Below are 18,035 nucleotides of genomic sequence, written 5' to 3' on the forward strand. Positions count from 1 at the left end.
CGGTCCCTTCAGGTGACCGGCCGCGGCGGATGGATCAGAAGCGGTAATCGAAACCCAGCGTGAAGTAGCGACCGCGCAGGTCGTACTGGCTGAAGTCGTACGGCGCACGGATGCCCGGGAACGAGGCGTCATACGGCGGTGTCTTGTCGGCCAGGTTCTGCACCTTGGCGTACACGGTCAGCTTGTCGATGCCGGTGTAGGCCAGGTACAGGTCGTACTGGCTGTAGCTGCCGACGCGCTGCTGCACGGCCTTGGCCGCGGTGCTGGCTTCCTGGCGGTAGCCACTGGTGTAGTACCAGGTCAGCGCTGCGTTGAAGTCGCCGTACTTCCAGTCCAGCGTGGTGGTGGCCTTGTCCTTGGGCAGGGTCGCGCCCAGGTTGCTGCCGGCATAGTCGACCAGTGGGCCGCCGACCACGGTCGGGCGACGATAGTCGCGTACGTGGGTGTAGGCGGAGGACACGGTGAAGTCGCCGAGTGCTGCGGTCGGGATGCGCTGGCGCAGCTCGACATCGATGCCCGAGGTCTTCAGCTCGCTCAGGTTCTGGTAGCGGTTGTAGACCGCCTGCAGCTTGCCGCGCTCGTCGCGCTGCACGGCACCGGCCACGTTGTCGTTGACCAGGGTCTGGGTGTTGTTGGTGCCGACCAGGTTGTCCAGCTGGATGCGGTAATAGTCCACGCTCAGGTTGGTGTTGGCCCACGGCGACAGCACCACGCCGAAGTTCACGCTCTTGGTGCGCTCGGGCTTCAGTTCGTTGTTGCCGACGGTGAAGAAAGTCGGGTTCTGGCGCGAGCCCGGCACGTCCGGATCACGCGGATCGACCACGCTGCCGTAGGCGATGCTGGTGCTGTTGGAGTTTTCCGACAGCGACGGCGCACGGAAGCCCTTCGAGGCGGATGCGCGCACCAGCAGGATATCCAGCGGCTGCCAGCGCAGGCCGATCTTCGGCGAGAACGCATCGCCGAAATCATCGTAGTGGTCGGCACGCGCGGCGGCGGACAGCTCCAGGGTGGAGGCCAGCGGCACGTTCACTTCGGCGTAGGCGGCACTGACCTGGCGCTGGCCATGCACTTCGGCGATGGCCGGGCGCACCTGCAGGCCGGCATCGATCTGCCACGGGTTGCTGGAATCGAGCTTCTCGCGGCGCCACTCGGCACCGGCGGCGAAGCCGATCTCGCCGGCCCAGGTGTGGCCCAGGCTGCCGGAGATCTTCGCATCGATGCCCTGCAGCTTGGATTCGGCCGGGCGCAGCGTGGCAATGTTGATCGAGTCGCGCACCGACTGCGGCGTGGCCGCCGGGTCGAGCAGGTTGTAGCTGCCCGTTGCCAGCGCGTTGGCCAGCGCCCAGCGGTTGGCGAAGCCGCCGGACACACTCTCGCGCTCGCGGCTGCGCGCGCCGAACGCGGCCACTTCCCAGTCCCAGTTGGCGGTGGTGCCACGCAGCCCGAACACGCCGCGATAGGCCGTGGAGCGGTTGGTTTTGATGGTGCCACCGAGGTCGAAGAAGGTGTATTCGATCGGGATCGCACGGCCGTAGGGGTTGTAGGGATTGTTGGCCGGCAGCAGCGATGACACCGGCTCGGCCAGGCCGCTGTTCGCGTTCAGCGCGAAGCGGCCACTCTCCAGGGTGAAGAACGGGCTGCTGCCGAACCACGCGGCGCTCTTGATCTGGCTGTACAGCACTTCGCCGAACGCCTCGACGTTGTCGTTCAGGCGGAAGGTGCCGTTGGCATAGGCCTGGTAACGCCTGGTCGAGGGAATCAGGGTGGTGAACGGTGCCTGGTTGAAGCCGCAGGTATCACCGGCCAGGCCGTCGATCGGCGCGCTGGCAACACGGGTGGTGCCGGCCGGGCAGTTGCCGTTGGCATCGAGCATCGGTACCGACACACCGTTTACCAGATAGCGCGCGCCCTTGGCCGACCAGCCATTCCAGCGGCCACCCGGCTGGTCGGTGTAGATGCCGCTCTTGGTCAGGTTGCGTTCGTCCTGGTCCAGGCGCTCACGGTTGTAACCCTGCAGGCTGAAGAGGATGTTGTAGCCGTCGGTGTCGAGATCACCGAGGCCGCCGACGAACTTCAGGTTCTGCTCGTGCAGGCCGCCCTGGTCGGCACCGCCGAAGCTGCCGCCGATCTCGGCGCCTTCGAAGTTCTGCCGGGTGATGATGTTGACCACGCCGGCCACCGCGTCGGAGCCGTACACCGCCGAGGCGCCGTCCTTGAGCACTTCGATGCGCTCGACCGCGACCAGCGGCAGCGCGTTGAGATCAACGAACGTGTCGGACAGGCCACCGGCCGGGAAGCCGTAATTGGCCAGGCGACGGCCGTTGAGCAGCACCAGCGTGTTCTTCGGCGAGAGGCCACGCAGGCCGATGCTGGCCGAACCGGAAGCCCAGCCGTTGTTGGTGGTTTCGTTGTTGGCGTTGCCGGTGTTGGCCGAGATCGATCGCAGCACGTCGGCCACGGTGGCCTTGCCGGTCTGCTCCAGCTGCTGGCGGCCGATCACCTGCACCGGGTTGGAAGCCTCGGTATCGGTGCGCTTGATGTTGGAACCGGTGACGCGTACGGCGGCCAGGGTGCTGGCTTCGCCACTGACGTCGGCGGAGGTTTCGGCGGCGGCGGACAAAGGCGCGGCCAGAGCGACGGCCAGGGCCGCCACGAGCAGGGTGTGCTTGGGCATGACGATGTGGGGGAGGTGGTAAGGACGACGAAGTTCCGCAGTAGTCCATGCCTGGCCGGGGTCCGGCCAATAACATCTCTTCATACGGATATAAGAGAAATTATCATCTCTTCATCCGGATGAAAAGACTTTCTTCACGAAAGGCCAACATCCACTCAGGCTGCCCGGCTGCCTGCGGCGTACAATCGCGCCATGGAAATCTTCAAAGTCTTCATGCTCGAGGCGGCACACCGCCTCCCCAACGTGCCGCCGGGGCACAAGTGCGCGCGCCTGCACGGCCACTCGTTCCGGGTGGAACTGAAGGTCGAGGGCGAGCCGGGTGCGCAGACCGGCTGGATCATGGACTTCGGCGACGTGAAAGCGGCTTTCCAGCCGATCTACGACCGCCTGGACCATCACTACCTCAATGACATCCCCGGCCTGGAGAACCCGACCAGCGAGAACCTGGCGGTGTGGATCTGGAACGAACTCAAGCCCAGCCTGCCGGCGCTGAGCGAGATCACCGTGCACGAAACCTGCACTTCGGGTTGCCGTTACCGCGGCCCCACTGCCTGATCAACCCATTGATCCGGAAGGTATTTCAAAGGCGCCTTGGGCGCCTTTGTTATTTTTGTTGCATTGCCGCATCAAGGGCGTATGCTGCATTGCATCAAGCCACTCCCTGACGCCCCATGGCCGCCGCCTTCAGCGATCGCTTCAGTGATGCCACCCGCCAGCTCGCCGCCGCGGCAACGCGCGCCAACCGGTTGGCGTTGGAGAACGCGGAAAGCATGTTCGGTGTGCAGCTGAAGGTGATGGAGCGCAACCTGACCGCGACTGGCGGCTGGCTGGGTGAACTGGCCCGCAGCGACGACACGGCCGGGATGCTCAACAAGGGCGCACAGCTGTGGCAGGACAACCTGCAGCGGCTGGGCCAGGCCCAGCAGGACGTGGTCGGGCTTGGCCTGCAGGCCAGCAAGGCGTGGTCCGAGCTGGTGCAGGGTTACAACGAATCAACAGCGGACGCGAACGGCCACAGCCACTGACGCGACGCAACGCTCATTGCATGGGTCCCTCCCCCCATGCAATCCGGACCCGGCAGATCCCTCCCTCTGCCGGGTCTTTTTTTGCCTGACGTTCGGAATCCAGAGCACTTCTTCGTCTCGACCCTCTGCGAACTGATGGGCCTCCGCACGACGCCACGCAGAATGAATCCGCCACGTGCGTGTCTTCGTCCTGATTCGCCGCGAGCTGATGGGCCCCGCCGGGGCAGGCAGGGGCCTGGGCCAATGTCCCCCGGCGCCGGCCATTGGCCGTCACCTCCTCCTTTACTTTGCCCAAACCCCTGCCCGCCCCGACGAGGCTCGGCTTGCGGTGTGCAGCGCGGCGCGCGGTCAGCCTTCAATGAGGCGCCGACGAACTCCGAACGCCGGGCGGAGGCCCTTGCGTACGAAGTAAAGGGGGGAGGTGACGGCCAACGGCCGGCGCCGGAGGACATTCGTACGCAAGGGCCTCCGCACGGCGCCACGCAGAATGAATCCGCCACGAGCGTGTCTTCGTCCTGATTCGCCGCGAGCTGATGGGCCCCGCCGGGGCAGGCAGGGGCCTGGGCCAATGTCCCCCGGCGCCGGCCGTTGGCCGTCACCTCCTCCTTTACTTTGCCCAAACCCCTGCCCGCCCCAGCGAGGCTCGGCTTGCGGTGTGCAGCGCGGCGCGCGCTCAGCCTTCAATGAGGCGCCGACGAACTCCGAACGCCGGGCGGAGGCCCTTGCGTACGAAGTAAAGGGGGAGGTGACGGCCACAGGCCGGCGCCGGAGGACATTCGTACGCAAGGGCCTCCGCACGGCGCCACGCAGAATGAATCCGCCACGAGCGTGTCTTCGTCCTGATTCGCCGCGAACTGATGGGCCCCGCCGGGGCAGGCAGGGGCCTGGGCCAATGTCCCCCGGCGCCGGCCATTGGCCGTCACCTCCTCCTTTACTTTGCCCAACCCCCTGCCCGCCCCGACGAGGCTCGGCTTGCGTTGAGCAAAGACGCTGCACTTCCGGCAGCCTTTCGCGGACTTTCAGTTGAGGCGCCGATAGATTTCGAACGCCGGGCGGAGGCCCTTGCGTACGAAGTAAAGGGGGAGGTGACGGCCACAGGCCGGCGCCGGAGGACATTCGTACGCAAGGGCCTCCGCCCGGCGCCACGCAGAATGGATCCGCCGCACGCCATGCTGAAACGGCTCAACGCCCGCGATTACCGTGCCAGTGCTGGTGCCACGCCTGGAACATCAGCACGTTCCACAGATGCGTGTGCCATTTGCGCTCACCGCGCAGGAACGCCTCCCAGATGCCGCGCACCCGTGCCGCGTCGAAGCAGCCCTGGTTGCGCAGCAGCTGCGGGTCCAGCAGCGCCTCGGCCCAGTCGCGCAGCGGGCCCGCCAGCCAACGTGCCATCGGCGGGCCGAAGCCGCGCTTGGGGCGATACACCAGCGGCTCCGGCAGATAACGTGCCAGCAGGTGCTTGAGGATCCGCTTGTGCTCGCCGTCGTGGTACTTCAAGTGCTGCGGCAGGCGCCAGGCCAGGCGCACCACCTCCATGTCCAGCAGCGGCGCACGGGTTTCAACGCCCGCCGCCATGCCCGCACGATCAACCTTGGCGAGGATGCCCTCGGCCAGGTCCATGCGGAAATCCAACAGCTGGATGCGCGCCTCGGCCGGCAGCGCCGTGTCCTGCTGCTGGAAGATCGTCACCGGCTCGCGCGCGCCCAGCACCACCTGTGCCGGCTGCCGCCAGCGTGTCACGCGCTGCAGGTAATGACCTTCCACATCGTTGGCAGCAACCTCGGCCACCAAGGCGCGCCAGCCACCAAGGCGGCCACGCTCAGCGTTCATGCGGTTGCCACTGCGCCGCGCCAGGTCGCGTACCCAGTCCGGCAGGCCACCGCACAGGCGGGCATTGCGCAGCGCGCGGCCATAGCTGGGGTGGCCGAAGAACAGCTCATCGCCACCGTCACCGGTCAGCGCCACCGGCTTGCGCGCCCCCAGCAGTTCACTGGCCAGCAACGTCGGCAGCTGCGAGGCGTCGGCGAAGGGCTCGCACCAGACCTGCGGCAGGCGCTGCAGCAGGTCCAGGCCCTGACGCGCGTCCATGCGATGCAGGTGGTGTTGCACACCCAGATGGCGCGCGACCTGCGAAGCCCAGTCGCTCTCGTCATGCCCGGGATCGTCGAAGCCGACCGTCCATGCTTCGATCGGCAGGGTGGATTGCGCCTGCATCATCGCCGTCACCAGTGAGGAATCGGTGCCGCCGGACAGGAACGCACCACAGGCCAATGGCGAGTGCATGCGTGAAGCGATGGCCTTCTGGAGTACCGCTTCGAGCTGGTCGGTGGCCTGTTCCAGGCTCGGCGCCGGCTGCAGCGGCTCCTGCAATGCACTCTGCATCGCATCGCGTGCGCACCAGTAGCGTGTGCCCCCCTGGGCAGCCTGGCTGGAGTAACCCGCGGCATGGTCGCTGAGATCGATGCGCAGCATCGCACCCGCCACCAGTTTGTGGACGCCGCGGTAAATGGTGTGCGGCGCCGGCACATAGTCGTGACGCAGCAGCAGGCTCAGGGCATCCTGGTCGATGCTCGGCGCGAAACCGGCGAAGGCCTGCAGCGCCTTCAACTCGGAGGCGAACAGGAACTGGCCCTGGTACCAGCCGTAATACAGCGGCCGCTCGCCAACCGGATCACGGGCCAGCCACAACACGCGCGACTCCCGGTCCCATACGCTGAAACCGAAGGCGCCCTCGATACGCGACAACGCCCGCTGCACGCCCCATTCGACGATCGCATGCAGCAGCAGCCGCGCATCGCTGCAGCTGCGTGGCAGATCGCGCAACTGCGCCTGCAGGTCAGCGCGGTTGTACAGGCGGCCGTCCAGGCACAGCACGTAGCGACCGCAGTCCGAGCTCAGCGGCTGCAACGGCGTATCGGTCGGCGCCCGGCAGTGGCCCAGCGCGAGGCCGGCCTCTGCGTCGGTCCAGTAGCCGATACGGCCACGCCCACGCTGCTGCAGGGCGCGCAGCATCGGTGCCAGCTGCTGCAGCAGCTGCTCGTCCTCGGCGGGCGGCAGCCAGGCCCCGACCACGCCGCTCATCGGGAGCCTCCGCAATGGCAGCGGCAGGACAGGTTCGGCAAGCGGGGGGCGGCGGGCGACATGAGGACGGCACGCGGAGCGGAGGAGACTCCATGCTCGGCGCCGGGCCGCGCGGCGTCAGTCGCTTTGCTGTCAGCGATCGTCACCAGCCGTATCACAAAGGTAACGTTTTGTAACGGCAACAGGCTATGCTGGACGCCAAGTAGTTGCCGGGACTGAGACCCGGCCCGTGCGCCAGCAACCCCGGCTGAATGGCGCCCGCCCCCGGGACCCGGGCGGCCCGAAGGCTGGGATAGCATCGCCGCGCTCGTGCCGTGGCGGTACGTTTGCGCCCACGGAGGCCTTGGAAATGCTGGATATCGTACTGGTCGAAGACGATGCCCGCCTGGGAACGATGGTCAGCGACTACCTGCAACGGCATGGCTACCAGGTGGCCCATGAACGCAGCGGCGAGCGCGCAGTGGCCCGGATCCTGGCTGAAAAACCAGCCCTGGTGCTGCTCGATGTCGGCCTGCCCGACCAGGATGGTTTCGAAGTGTGTCGGCAGATCCGGCCCCACTATGACGGCATCATCTGCGTGCTGACCGCCCGCACCGACAACATCGACCAGGTGCTGGGACTGGAGCTGGGGGCCGACGATTACATCGGCAAACCCATCGAACCGCGGGTGCTGCTGGCCCGGCTGCGCGCCCACCTGCGCCGCCACCGCCGGGTCGAGCCGCGTGACGGCAGCCTGCGCTTCGGCGAGCTGAACATCGACCCGTCCACCCGCAACGTGCACCTGCAGGGTGGCCTGCTGGAACTGACCACGGCCGAGTTCGACCTGCTGTTCCTGCTGGCCAGCAACGCCGGCCAGATCCTGGACCGCGACGCGCTGCTGCGCGGCCTGCGTGGCATCGCCTTCGACGGCCTGGACCGTTCGATCGATGCCCGCATCTCGCGCCTGCGCCGCAAGCTGGGCGACAACCCCGAGCAGCCGGAACGGATCAAGACCGTCCGTGGCCGCGGCTACCTGTTCAGCCGCTCGGCATGGGGATGAAGCGCACGCCCTCGGCGATGCGCGGCCACGCCTTCCACTTCCTGCGCTACGGCATCGGCTTCCTGGTCGCCCACCTGTTGTTGATCGTGCTGGGCCTGTGGGCCTGGGATGCCCTGCTGGAAGACCGCACCGAAGCCGGACTGCAGGCCGAGATGCGCGGCACGCATGCGCTGCTGCAGCATCGCTTCGCCGAAACCCCGCGCGACCAGTGGCCGGTGCTGGCACGCGAACTCGACGCCGATTTCGCCTATGCGCTGCGCATGGTGCCGCTGGCCGAGGCAGTGAAGGAGCTGCCGGCCAGCCAACGCCCGCCGTTCAACAACGGCCGCGTGCAGATCGACCTGGAGCACATGCGCAGCATGCAGCGGATCGGCGACAGCGACTACGCGGTGATGCTGGGGCCGCTGGACGAAGCGCTGCCGGACGAGGGCTGGCAGGACAGCGAAGTATCCGGCGTGGCGATCCTGCTGCTGATCCTGATGGTGGCGGTGGCACTGCCGATGTACGTGATGGTCTATCGGCTGTGGCGCGACGTCTCGCAGCTGGCCCAGGCGGCGCGGCAGATGCGCGATGGCCAGCTGGATACCCGAGCGCCGCGTGCGGGTACCGCGCTGGTGCGGCCGCTGGCCAATGCCTTCAACCATATGGCCGAGCAGCTGCAGCAGCTGCTGGAAAGCCAGCGCGTACTGGCGCAGGCGGTGGCGCACGAAGTACGCACGCCGTTGGCGCGGATGCGTTTCGGCCTGGCCGACCTGGAGGACACCGCGCTCGATGATGTGCAACGCGATGCACTGGGGGGACTGCGCACCGATGTGGATCGGTTGCAGCACCTGACCGATGCCGGCGTCGAGTACGCCGCGCTGGGGCGCTGCCATCAACTGACCCGCCAGCGCCTGCAGCTGGCGGCGCTGGTGCGCGGCGTGGTGGCCCAGTTCGCGCCGCTGCCGATGCCGGTGCAGCAGGCGCTGTCACCGGTGGGCCTGGTCAACGTCAACCGGCACATGCTGGAACTGGCGCTGCGCAACCTGCTCGGCAACGCACTGCGGTACGCACGCCGGCAGATCCGTATTGCCAGCACGGTCAATGACGGCTGGCTGTGCGTGCAGGTGGAGGACGACGGCCCCGGCATTGCGCCCGAACTGCGCGGCCAAGTGCTGCAGCCCTACGTCCGGCTGGACCCGGGCAGCCCCGGTTTCGGCCTCGGCCTGGCGCTGGTGCAGGTGGTGGCCGACAAGCATGGCGGCCACGTCGAGGTGACCGATTCGGAATTGGGCGGTGCCTGTATCCGCCTGCACCTGCCGCTGGAAACCGGCGGCATCGTCGAGTGCGAAGCGGCCTGCTAGGCCGCCGGTTCCGCACGCGGCAAGGCAAACACGAACAACGCGCCACGCTCGCTGTCGCGCAGTTCGATGCGGCGGCCGTGCAGCTGCACGATGCGCTGCACGATCAACAGGCCCAATCCGCCGTTCTCGCCGCGCCGTGCTCCCAGCGCGGCCGGTGCCTGGAACAGCTGGGTACGCAGCGCCGGCGCCACCCCGGGGCCGTCATCGGCCACGCTGACCTCCACGCTGTCCGGGGTCGCACGCAGGCGCACCTCGATCTGGCCACCGTCGGGTGCATGCCGCAGCGCGTTGTCGAGCAGGTTGGTCAGCACCCGCTCGACCAGGCCCAGGTCGGCGCGCACCAGCGGCAGGCCGGGTGGAAACGCCGCGTGCAGCTGCTGGCCACGCGCCTGCGCCGCCAGCTCGAATTTCTGCAGCACGTCCTGCAGCAGCTCCGGCAGGGCGAACACTTCCCACTCCAGCCGCACTTCGCCGTGCTCCAGCCGCGCCAGCTCGAACAGCGCGCGCGCCAACCGGCCGACCTTGGCACTCTGCGCCAGCGCGATGCCGAGATAGCGGCGGCGCTCGTCCGCCGACAACGTGGCGTCCTTCAACGCCAGCGTTTCCAGGTAGCCGTGCAGTGACGACAGCGGCGTGCGCAGGTCGTGCGAGATGTTGGCGACCAGCTCGCGGCGCTGCAGGTCCTGCTGGCGCAGCTGCTGCCACTGCTCACCCAGCCGCTGGGCCATCTGCGCGTGCGCGTGTTCGAGGATCACCAGCTCGTCGCGTTCGCCAGGGCGCAGCGGCTCCGGCGGCGGCAAGGGCGCGGGCGCGTCGATGTCGAAGGCCTGGATGCGCCGGGTCAGCCGCCGCAGCGGACGGGTCACCCAGTAGAACGCCACCAGCCCGGCCAGCAGGCCGAGGCTACCGACCAGCACCACCGACCACCATGTGGTGTTCCACTGGCTGCCGGCGGCAAGATCGTCGGCCAGCATCTGCCGGTGCTCGCCGACCAGCACCACGTACACATAGCCCGCCTGCCGGCCCTGCACGATCAACGGTGCGGCACTGAACACCTTGCGGCCATCGGCGCTGCGCGGGTCATCGCCCAGGATCGGCAACGGCGCTCCCGCCAGCAGGCGGCGCAGCGGCGCCACGTCCACCCGGGTGCGCACCAGATGCCCGCTGGGCGCATCGTGGCCGAGGATGCGGCCCTGGTCGTCCAGCAGGTAGACCTCGACGCTGGGGTTGACTGCCATCAGCTGGCCGAACAGCGCGCGCACCGCGGCATCGCGCATGCCGCTGGTGTCCATCAGCTCGCTGCGCTGGGCGATGTGCTCGGCCAGGCCCAGCGACAGCCGCTGTACCACTTCCTGCTCGTGGCGGGTGTTGGCGCGCATCTGCAGCGCCAGCAGCGCCATGCAGCACATCAGCATCAGCGCGGCGATCACCGCTGCCAGCTTCTGCCACAGGTTCGGCTTGATCATGCCGCCGCCCCGGCCGGGTCGACCAGCTTGTAGCCGCGGCCCCACACCGTCAGCAGCCGCCGCGGATTGGCCGGATCAGGCTCGATCTTGCTGCGCAGGCGGTTGATGTGGGTGTTGACCGTGTGCTCGTAGCCATCGTGCTGGTAGCCCCAGACCTGGTTGAGCAGTTCCATGCGCGCGAACACCTGGTCGGGATGACGGGCGAAGAACAGCAGCAGGTCGAACTCGCGCGGGGTCAGTTCCAGCACATTGCCGTCCACCGAGGCGGTACGCGCGACCGGGTCCAGCTGCAGCCCGCCCAGCTCGATCGCACCGGCATCGATGCGTGCGCTCTGCGCCATCGCCTCGGCGCGGCGCAGCAATGCGCGCACGCGTGCCACCAGTTCCGGCATCGAGAAGGGCTTTGCCAGGTAGTCATCCGCACCCAGTTCCAGGCCGACGATGCGCTGCGTTTCGCTGCCGCGCGCGCTGATGATGATGATCGGTACATAGCGCGCCATCGCGCGTGCCCGCTGGCACACCTGCAGGCCATCCACGCCCGGCAGCATCACGTCCAGCACCAGCGCATCCCACGGGCCTTCCTGCTCGAGCAGGCGCAGGCCGGCATCGCCACTGGCGGCATGGGCGACGTCGTAGCCTTCATCGCCCAGATGCATGCGCAGCAGGTCGGCGATGTGGGCATCGTCTTCAACGATCAGCACGCGTTTGGTGGACATCGGCAGCTCGGGGCCAGTGGGGGAGGCTGCCCGCATTGTGGCGCGGGACGGGCGCCGATACCTCACGAAAAATTGAAACCTGCGTGAGGATTCGTTGACCCGGGCGGGCGCAGCATGGCCCCGTCGCCCCTTCCCGGAGTCCGCCATGTCCCTGTCCCGCCGCCATCTGCTGGGCCTGGGCGGTGTTGCCACCGCCGCCGGCCTGCTCGGCCTGGGGGCCTGCAGCCGCGCCGCGCCGGCGGCCGCTGAAGCGCGCCCGCCGCGACAGTTCGAGGTCATGCACAGCGATGCGCAGTGGCGCCAGCAGCTGACCCCGGCGCAGTACGCGGTGCTGCGCCAGCAGGCCACCGAACGGCCGTGGAGCAGCCCGCTCAACAAGGAACACCGGCAGGGCACCTTCGCCTGCGCTGGTTGTGCGCTGCCGTTGTTCTCCTCCTCCACCAAGTTCGAGAGCGGCACCGGCTGGCCCAGCTTCTGGGCACCGCTGCACAACGCCATCGGCGAAGACCGCGACGTCACCTTCGGGATGCTGCGGGTGGAGGTGCACTGCCGCCGCTGTGGCGGCCACCTCGGCCATGTGTTCAACGATGGTCCGCGCCCGACCGGCCTGCGCTACTGCATGAACGGTGCGGCGATGGTGTTCGTTCCCGGCGCCACGGATGGCACCGCCGACGGCTGGCGGGTGCCGGTCGGTTCTTCCCCTGCTACCGGAGCCTGACGATGCTGCTGTTGCTGCTTGCCTACCTGGGGGGCGCGCTGACCCTGCTCAGCCCCTGCATCCTGCCGGTGTTGCCGTTCGTATTCGCGCGTGCCGACCGTCCGTTCCTGCGCAGCACGCTGCCGCTGCTGCTGGGCATGGCACTCACCTTCACCGTGGTCGCCAGCCTGGCCGCGGTGGGCAGCCAATGGGTGGCACAGGCCAATCAGGTGGGACGCTGGATCGCCCTGCTGCTGATGGCGCTGTTCGCGGTCGCCCTGTTGTGGCCACGACTGGCCGACCATCTGCTGGCACCGTTCCAGCGGGTGGGTGCCCGCCTGAGCGCGCGTGCCGATGCCGCTGATGCCGCTGGCCAGGGCGGCGCCTGGACCTCGCTGCTGATCGGCATCGCCACCGGCCTGCTGTGGGCGCCGTGCGCCGGGCCGATCCTCGGCCTGGTGCTGACCGGTGCCGCCCTGCATGGCGCCAGTGCCGGTACCAGCGGGCTGCTGCTGGCGTATGCGCTGGGCGCGATCACCGCGCTGGCACTGGCGGTATGGGTAGGCGGTCGCGTGTTCCGTGCACTGCAGGCGCGGCTTGGGCTCGGCGACGCACTGCGCAGGGTGTTGGGTGTGGCTGCCCTGCTGGCGGTGGTAGCGATCGGCATGGGCTGGGACACCGGCCTGCTCACCCGCCTTTCCACGGTGAGCACCGCGCGCATCGAGCAGGGCCTGCTGGATGCAGTACCCGGCGCGCAGCCGTCAGCACCACCGATGATGATGATGGCCGGTGCCAACGCCGCTGCCGATGCACCGCTGCCGGTGGAAGGCACCCTGCCTGCGCTGGACGGCGCCACCGGCTGGCTCAACAGCCCACCGCTGACGGCCCAGCAGCTGCGCGGCAAGGTGGTACTGGTCGATTTCTGGACGTACTCCTGCATCAACTGCCTGCGTGCGATGCCGTTCGTGCACGAATGGGAGCGCCGCTACCGCGACCACGGCCTGGTGGTGATCGGCGTGCACACGCCCGAGTTCGCCTTCGAACGCGACCCACGCAATGTGATGAAGGCCGTGCAGCAGCTGAAGGTCGAGTACCCGGTGGCACTCGACAACCAGTACACGATCTGGCGCGCGTTCAACAACCGCTACTGGCCGGCGCAGTACTTCGTCGACGCGCAGGGCAACATCCGCGGCCACCAGTTCGGCGAGGGCAACTACGCGCGCTCGGAACAGATGATCCGTCGCCTGCTGACCGAAGCCGGCCAGACGAATCTGCCGCCGCCGGCCGATCCCGCTGCCGCCGACCTGAAGGGCGTCGCCGTGCAGGCCGACATGGGCAACCTGCGTTCGCCGGAAACCTATCTGGGCCACGCCCGCGCCGAGCAGTTCGCCTCGCCCGGCGGGCAGCGCAGCGACACTGCGTTCGACTACACGCTGCCGGCCACTCTGGCGTTGAACCAGTGGGGACTGTCCGGGCGCTGGACCGTCACCGATGAAGCCGCACAGCTGCAGCAGGCCGGTGGCCGCATCGCCTTCCAGTTCCATGCACGAGACCTGCACCTGGTGCTGGCACCGACCCGCGACGGCACGCCGGTGCGCTTCCGCGTCTGGCTGGACGGCAAGCCGCTGCCCGCCGCCGATGCCGGCAGCGATGTCGATGCCGATGGCAGCGGCGTGGTCGACGAGCACCGCCTGTACCAGCTGGTACGCCAGCGCGGCACGGTCGGCCCGCATCGCTTCGAGATCGAGTTCCTCGATGCGGGCGTGCAGGCCTATGCCTTCACCTTCGGTTGAAACGGGAGGACATGATGAAACTCTCCTTTGAACAGGGCGTCGCCGCCGGTGTCGCCGGGCTGGTGGCCACGGCATTGATCGCCGGCGTGCTGCTGGTCGATCACGGCGCGATCGCGGCGCCGGTCGAGGCCAGCGCGCAGGCCCGGGCCCTGCCGGCACCCAGCGGCGATGCCGCGTTTCGCGATGACGCCACCCACGCCAGCGTGGTGTTCGCCGGCGGTTGCTTCTGGGGCGTGCAGGGCGTGTTCCAGCACGTCAAAGGCGTGAGCAATGCGGTGTCCGGCTACATCGGTGGCAGCGGCGCCGATGCGCGCTACGAGCGCGTCAGCAGCGGACGCACCGGCCACGCCGAGGCGGTGAAGATCGACTACGACCCGCGCCAGGTCAGCTATGGGCAGCTGATGCAGGTGTTCTTCTCGGTGGTGCACGACCCGACCCAACTCAATCGGCAGGGACCGGACCAGGGCAGCCAGTACCGTTCGGCGATCTTCTCGGACGACCCACGCCAGCAGGCTGCCAGCCGCGCCTACATCGCCCAGCTCGGCCAGGCCGGCAGCTACCGCGCGCCGATCGTCACCCAGCTGGTCAGCGGCCAGCGCTTCTACCCCGCCGAAAGCTACCACCAGAACTACATGACCCATTACCCGCAGGCGGCCTACATCCGCTACTACGACGCACCGAAGCTGGCGGCGCTGGGCAAGCAGTTCCCGGTGCTGTACCGGCGCGAGGCGGCGCTGGTGCCGATGCGCTGACGGCATTTCCGCTGGGGCTGGCCGGCGCTCGGCGCTGCTCTTCTGTAGCGCCGGGCCCACGCTCGGCTGCTGTTGGCGGAAAGGCCGCCGAGCATGGGCTCGGCTCTACACACAACAGAAAAAAGACGCACGGCCATCCAGCCGTGCGCTTGGAAAATACCGGCCACGCCCCGATCAGGCCTGGCCGGCGACGACATGCTAGGCTCGCCATCATCACGGGTACAGCACCAGATGGCGGGATATTCGATGGATACAGATGACCAGACCACGATGATCCCTCCCCGCTACCAGCGGCTGTCCGACGAACTGGCCGAGGCCATCCACGGCGGTCGCCTTCCGGTCGGCAGCCGCCTGCCCTCGCTGCGGCAGATGGCCTCGCAGCGCAGGCTCAGCCTGAACACGGTGATTGCCGCCTATCGCCAGCTGGAAGATGCCGGCCTGGTCATTCCGCGGCCGAAAGCCGGCTTCGAGGTGGCGCCCCGGTTGTCGGTACCGGAGCGTTCGCTGCGCGATGTGCCCTCGGCTCCGACCGCACCGCTGCAGCAGGTGCTGATGGCCCGGGTACTGGAGGCACAGCGCCGCCCGGGCGTGATCGATCTGGCCTTCGCCGGCCCGCGCGGCCGCCAGTTCTATCCGGGCGCGCAGCTGGCGCGTCACACCGCGCAGGTACTGCGCCACGGCCAGCAGACGGTGGAGACCTATGCCCGCCCCAACGGCTCGCCACGGCTGCTGGCGCAGATCGTGCGGCGTGGCCCGCGCATGGGGCTGCACACCCACAGCGAACGCCTGCTGCTGACCCATGGTGCGATGGAAGCCCTGCAGCTGGCGTTGCGTGCGGTCACCCAGCCCGGCGATGCGGTAGGCATCGAGGCGCCGTCCTACTTCAATCTGTATCCCTTGCTGGCCAACCTCGGCCTGCAGGCCATCGAGCTGCCCACCCATCCGCAGCAGGGCCTGGATGTGGATGCGCTGGATGCGATGCTGGAGCACACGCCGCTGGCCGCACTGGTGGTGATGCCGACCGTGCACAACCCGCTCGGCTGCACCATGCCGACCGCCGCCAAACAGCGCCTGGCCGAGCTGGTCAACGCACGGCAACTGCCCCTGATCGAGGATGCGGTGTATGCCGAGCTGCAGTTCTGCGAACCGCCGGCCCCCTTGCTGAAGGCCTTCGATCGCGACGGCTGGGTGATGGTGGTCGGTGGTTTCTCCAAGACCCTGGCGCCGGATTACCGCATCGGCTGGCTCGATGGCGGCCGCTTCGCCGAGCGTATCGCGCTGCTGAAATTCCAGTCCACCGGCGGCGAGCCGCAGCTGCTCGGCGATGCGGTGGCCGCGTATCTGGAAGCCGGCAGCTACGAGCACCACCTGCATCGCATGCGCCGGCTGTACCGCGAACAGGTGGGACGGCTGCGCCAGCTGGTGGCCGAACACTTCCCGGCCGGCACCCGCGCCACCGAACCACAGGGCGGATTCCTGCTGTGGCTGGAACTGCCAGGCGTGGACACGCGCGAGCTGTTCGAGCGTGCCCTGCAGGAGGACATCGTGTTCATGCCCGGCCAGGTCTATTCACGTGGCGCGCGCTATCGCCACTGCCTGCGGCTGTCGTGCTGCCAGACCCTGGACGCGCGTTTCATCGGTGCGGTGGAGCGGTTGGGTGCGATCGCGCGCGAGCTGGCAGCGCGCCAGCCTCTGTAGAGCCGAGCCTGCGCTCGGCTGCTTTTCTCGCCACCGTCCCACGCTGAGCCGAGCATGGGCTCGGCTACAGAAGGCAGGTCAACCGAACAGATGCGCGCCGAGCGCTTCACCACTGGCCCCCGGCAGATGTGGCAGCCGTCCCCAGCATGGCATCGGCAAGCGATGCCGCAGCGTGGCGAAGTTCTCATCCTGGCGCTGCATCGCCGGGTCGATGTGGTTGCCGATCCAGCCCAGGCACTCCACCCCACTGGCCTGCAGTGACTGCGCGGTCAGCCGTGCATGGTTGACGCAGCCCAGCCGCATGCCCACCACCAGCAGCACCGGCAGCTGCAGTGCACGCACCAGGTCCAGCTGGTCCAGCGTGGCCGAGACCGGCGCCAACCAGCCGCCAACGCCCTCCACCACCACGATATCGGCCTGTGCGCGCAGGCGCGCGAACGCCGCCGCGATCGGCGCCAGCTGCACCTCCACGCCATCCTCGGCCGCCGCCAGCTCCGGTGCCAGCGGCTGCCGCAGCGCATAAGGGTTCAGATCGGCATAGTCCGGCACCGGCCAGCTGGCTGCCTGCAGCGCCAGCGCGTCCTCGTTGCGCAGGCCCTGCCCCAGATCCTCGCTGCCGCTGGCCACCGGCTTCATGCCGACCGCACGCAGGCCGCGCCGGCGCAGCGCATGCAGCAGCGCGGTGCTGGCCGCAGTCTTGCCGATCTCGGTATCGGTGCCGGTGACGAACAGGGCGGGCGGCAGCGTGGCGGGCAACGGCATCAAGGGGCTCCAACGGGGCGGCAGAGCGTGCATTATCGCCGGCCCGGCGCGCTTGCTAGACTGCGGGCATGTTCGCCAATGCCTCGCTCACCGGCAGCAAGCCGGAACAATACGCCCAGCTGCTGGAACAGGCCCGTGGCCTGGTCTACGCCGAGTCCGACCGCATCGCCAACGCGGCCAACCTCTCTGCACTGGTCTACCACGCCCTGCCCGACCTGAACTGGGTGGGCTTCTACCTGTACGACGGCAAGGAGCTGGTGGTCGGCCCGTTCCAGGGCCTGCCGGCCTGCGTGCGCATCCCGCTGGACAAGGGCGTGTGCGGTGCCGCCGCCAGCCAGCGTGTGACCCAGCGCGTGGAGGACGTCGATGCCTTCCCCGGCCACATCGCCTGCGATTCGGCCTCGCGTTCGGAGCTGGTGGTGCCGCTGCTGCGCGGTGATGAACTGATCGGCGTGTTCGACATCGACAGCCCCAGGGTTGGCCGCTTCGACGCCGACGACCAGGCCGGCCTGGAAGCCATCGCCCGCGTGTTCGTCGAGGCGCTGGGATGAGCTCGCCGAAGCTGCGCAACATCGGCCCCAAGAGTGCAGCATGGCTGCGCCAGGTCGGCCTGCGCAGCCGCGAAGACCTGGTTGCGATCGGCGCAGTCGGCGCCTTCGTCAAGGTCAGGCGGGCCGGCTTCAAGCCCAGCCTGAACCTGCTGTACTCGCTGGAAGGCGCATTGCTGGACTGCCACTGGCAGGAGCTGAGCGAGCCGCAGCGTGAAGCGCTGGTGCAGGATTACGAAGCACGCATCGCCGCGCATCCGCTGAAGGCCGCCGGCCCGGCCTCGGGCCCCGTGCATGAGCAGCGCTTCGACACCGGCGATGACGCTGAAGACAGCGTGGCCGAGCACGCAGACGAGGATTGAGCCGCGCCCTCCTGTAGAGCCGAGCCCACGCTCGGCTGGCCTTTCTGATCGAAGTGCAGCCGAGCATGGCTCGGCT

At 68.4% G+C, this 18,035-nt stretch carries 15 protein-coding genes; 10 read left to right on the top strand and 5 right to left on the bottom strand.

The genetic code is table 11. The features are described 5' to 3' along the window. Window positions 1–34 precede the first annotated feature (34 nt). Window positions 35–2,674: a TonB-dependent receptor plug domain-containing protein gene (locus tag B9Y64_RS05130; protein ID WP_100439732.1), complete on the bottom strand. Its 2,640-nt coding sequence runs from the start codon at window positions 2,672–2,674 to the stop codon at window positions 35–37. Window positions 2,675–2,866: 192 nt separating this feature from the next. Between B9Y64_RS05130 and queD the strand changes: the two genes are divergently transcribed. Together queD and B9Y64_RS05140 are read left to right on the top strand one after the other, a co-directional pair. Then, complete coding sequence (gene queD / locus B9Y64_RS05135) at window positions 2,867–3,229, top strand: 6-carboxytetrahydropterin synthase QueD (protein WP_005407953.1); 363 nt, start codon at window positions 2,867–2,869, stop codon at window positions 3,227–3,229. 116 nt (window positions 3,230–3,345) lie between these two features. After that, window positions 3,346–3,699, top strand: coding sequence for a phasin family protein (locus B9Y64_RS05140; protein WP_100439733.1), 354 nt, complete (start codon window positions 3,346–3,348; stop codon window positions 3,697–3,699). A 1,182-nt stretch (window positions 3,700–4,881) separates the two neighbouring features. On the opposite strand, the gene asnB is transcribed toward B9Y64_RS05140, so the two are convergent. Next, a complete protein-coding gene (gene asnB / locus B9Y64_RS05145; RefSeq protein ID WP_100439734.1) occupies window positions 4,882–6,783 on the bottom strand; it encodes an asparagine synthase (glutamine-hydrolyzing) in 1,902 nt (633 codons plus the stop codon). A gap of 349 nt (window positions 6,784–7,132) precedes the next feature. Here asnB and B9Y64_RS05150 point away from each other — a divergent pair, with 349 nt between their 5' ends. Both B9Y64_RS05150 and B9Y64_RS05155 read left to right on the top strand, forming a co-directional pair. After that, window positions 7,133–7,822: a winged helix-turn-helix domain-containing protein gene (locus tag B9Y64_RS05150; RefSeq protein ID WP_010484092.1), complete on the top strand. Its 690-nt coding sequence runs from the start codon at window positions 7,133–7,135 to the stop codon at window positions 7,820–7,822. Continuing rightward, entirely contained in the window at window positions 7,819–9,165 is a 1,347-nt protein-coding gene (locus B9Y64_RS05155) for an ATP-binding protein (RefSeq protein ID WP_100439735.1), read from the top strand. The genes B9Y64_RS05150 and B9Y64_RS05155 overlap by 4 nt, the downstream gene beginning before the upstream one ends. Here the strand turns inward: B9Y64_RS05155 and B9Y64_RS05160 are convergent. Beyond that, window positions 9,162–10,631, bottom strand: a complete 1,470-nt coding sequence (locus B9Y64_RS05160; RefSeq protein WP_100439736.1) for a sensor histidine kinase — start codon at window positions 10,629–10,631, stop codon at window positions 9,162–9,164. The two genes, B9Y64_RS05155 and B9Y64_RS05160, sit on opposite strands and share 4 nt — an antisense overlap. Next, window positions 10,628–11,347 (bottom strand): response regulator transcription factor, encoded by a 720-nt coding sequence (locus tag B9Y64_RS05165; RefSeq protein WP_100439737.1) that lies wholly within the window; start codon window positions 11,345–11,347, stop codon window positions 10,628–10,630. The genes B9Y64_RS05160 and B9Y64_RS05165 overlap by 4 nt, the downstream gene beginning before the upstream one ends. A 145-nt stretch (window positions 11,348–11,492) precedes the next feature. Between B9Y64_RS05165 and msrB the strand changes: the two genes are divergently transcribed. The 4 genes from msrB (at window position 11,493) to B9Y64_RS05185 (ending at window position 16,287) form a co-directional block, all read left to right on the top strand. Further along, complete coding sequence (msrB, locus tag B9Y64_RS05170; RefSeq protein WP_100439738.1) at window positions 11,493–12,065, top strand: peptide-methionine (R)-S-oxide reductase MsrB; 573 nt, start codon at window positions 11,493–11,495, stop codon at window positions 12,063–12,065. A 2-nt stretch (window positions 12,066–12,067) separates the two neighbouring features. Continuing rightward, window positions 12,068–13,837 carry a cytochrome c biogenesis protein DipZ gene (locus B9Y64_RS05175; RefSeq protein WP_100439739.1) on the top strand — a complete coding sequence of 590 codons (1,770 nt, stop codon included), beginning with the start codon at window positions 12,068–12,070 and terminating at the stop codon, window positions 13,835–13,837. A 14-nt stretch (window positions 13,838–13,851) separates the two neighbouring features. Next, the gene (gene msrA / locus B9Y64_RS05180) at window positions 13,852–14,589 is read left to right on the top strand and encodes a peptide-methionine (S)-S-oxide reductase MsrA (RefSeq protein WP_100439907.1); all 738 of its coding nucleotides are present in this window, start codon (window positions 13,852–13,854) and stop codon (window positions 14,587–14,589) included. Between the two features lie 246 nt (window positions 14,590–14,835). Further along, the gene (locus tag B9Y64_RS05185) at window positions 14,836–16,287 is read left to right on the top strand and encodes a PLP-dependent aminotransferase family protein (RefSeq protein ID WP_100439740.1); all 1,452 of its coding nucleotides are present in this window, start codon (window positions 14,836–14,838) and stop codon (window positions 16,285–16,287) included. A 78-nt stretch (window positions 16,288–16,365) separates the two neighbouring features. On the opposite strand, the gene bioD is transcribed toward B9Y64_RS05185, so the two are convergent. Beyond that, window positions 16,366–17,049 carry a dethiobiotin synthase gene (bioD, locus tag B9Y64_RS05190; protein WP_100439741.1) on the bottom strand — a complete coding sequence of 228 codons (684 nt, stop codon included), beginning with the start codon at window positions 17,047–17,049 and terminating at the stop codon, window positions 16,366–16,368. A 68-nt stretch (window positions 17,050–17,117) separates the two neighbouring features. Between bioD and B9Y64_RS05195 the strand changes: the two genes are divergently transcribed. After that, complete coding sequence (locus B9Y64_RS05195; protein WP_100439742.1) at window positions 17,118–17,600, top strand: GAF domain-containing protein; 483 nt, start codon at window positions 17,118–17,120, stop codon at window positions 17,598–17,600. Then, window positions 17,597–17,959: a TfoX/Sxy family protein gene (locus tag B9Y64_RS05200; protein ID WP_100439743.1), complete on the top strand. Its 363-nt coding sequence runs from the start codon at window positions 17,597–17,599 to the stop codon at window positions 17,957–17,959. The genes B9Y64_RS05195 and B9Y64_RS05200 overlap by 4 nt, the downstream gene beginning before the upstream one ends. The last annotated feature ends 76 nt before the right edge of the window (window positions 17,960–18,035 follow it).

Origin of the sequence: Stenotrophomonas maltophilia (assembly GCF_002799245.1) — a bacterium.
Taxonomy (GTDB): domain Bacteria; phylum Pseudomonadota; class Gammaproteobacteria; order Xanthomonadales; family Xanthomonadaceae; genus Stenotrophomonas; species Stenotrophomonas maltophilia_S.

Excerpts from the sequence above, each read along its gene's own strand:
- B9Y64_RS05130 (WP_100439732.1), bottom strand. The coding sequence starts at position 2,674 with ATGCCCAAGCACACCCTGCTCGTGGCGGCCCTGGCCGTCGCTCTGGCC.
- queD (WP_005407953.1), top strand. The coding sequence starts at position 2,867 with ATGGAAATCTTCAAAGTCTTCATGCTCGAGGCGGCACACCGCCTCCCC.
- B9Y64_RS05140 (WP_100439733.1), top strand. The coding sequence starts at position 3,346 with ATGGCCGCCGCCTTCAGCGATCGCTTCAGTGATGCCACCCGCCAGCTC.
- asnB (WP_100439734.1), bottom strand. The coding sequence starts at position 6,783 with ATGAGCGGCGTGGTCGGGGCCTGGCTGCCGCCCGCCGAGGACGAGCAG.
- B9Y64_RS05150 (WP_010484092.1), top strand. The coding sequence starts at position 7,133 with ATGCTGGATATCGTACTGGTCGAAGACGATGCCCGCCTGGGAACGATG.
- B9Y64_RS05155 (WP_100439735.1), top strand. The coding sequence starts at position 7,819 with ATGAAGCGCACGCCCTCGGCGATGCGCGGCCACGCCTTCCACTTCCTG.
- B9Y64_RS05160 (WP_100439736.1), bottom strand. The coding sequence starts at position 10,631 with ATGATCAAGCCGAACCTGTGGCAGAAGCTGGCAGCGGTGATCGCCGCG.
- B9Y64_RS05165 (WP_100439737.1), bottom strand. The coding sequence starts at position 11,347 with ATGTCCACCAAACGCGTGCTGATCGTTGAAGACGATGCCCACATCGCC.
- msrB (WP_100439738.1), top strand. The coding sequence starts at position 11,493 with ATGTCCCTGTCCCGCCGCCATCTGCTGGGCCTGGGCGGTGTTGCCACC.
- B9Y64_RS05175 (WP_100439739.1), top strand. The coding sequence starts at position 12,068 with ATGCTGCTGTTGCTGCTTGCCTACCTGGGGGGCGCGCTGACCCTGCTC.
- msrA (WP_100439907.1), top strand. The coding sequence starts at position 13,852 with ATGAAACTCTCCTTTGAACAGGGCGTCGCCGCCGGTGTCGCCGGGCTG.
- B9Y64_RS05185 (WP_100439740.1), top strand. The coding sequence starts at position 14,836 with ATGGATACAGATGACCAGACCACGATGATCCCTCCCCGCTACCAGCGG.
- bioD (WP_100439741.1), bottom strand. The coding sequence starts at position 17,049 with ATGCCGTTGCCCGCCACGCTGCCGCCCGCCCTGTTCGTCACCGGCACC.
- B9Y64_RS05195 (WP_100439742.1), top strand. The coding sequence starts at position 17,118 with ATGTTCGCCAATGCCTCGCTCACCGGCAGCAAGCCGGAACAATACGCC.
- B9Y64_RS05200 (WP_100439743.1), top strand. The coding sequence starts at position 17,597 with ATGAGCTCGCCGAAGCTGCGCAACATCGGCCCCAAGAGTGCAGCATGG.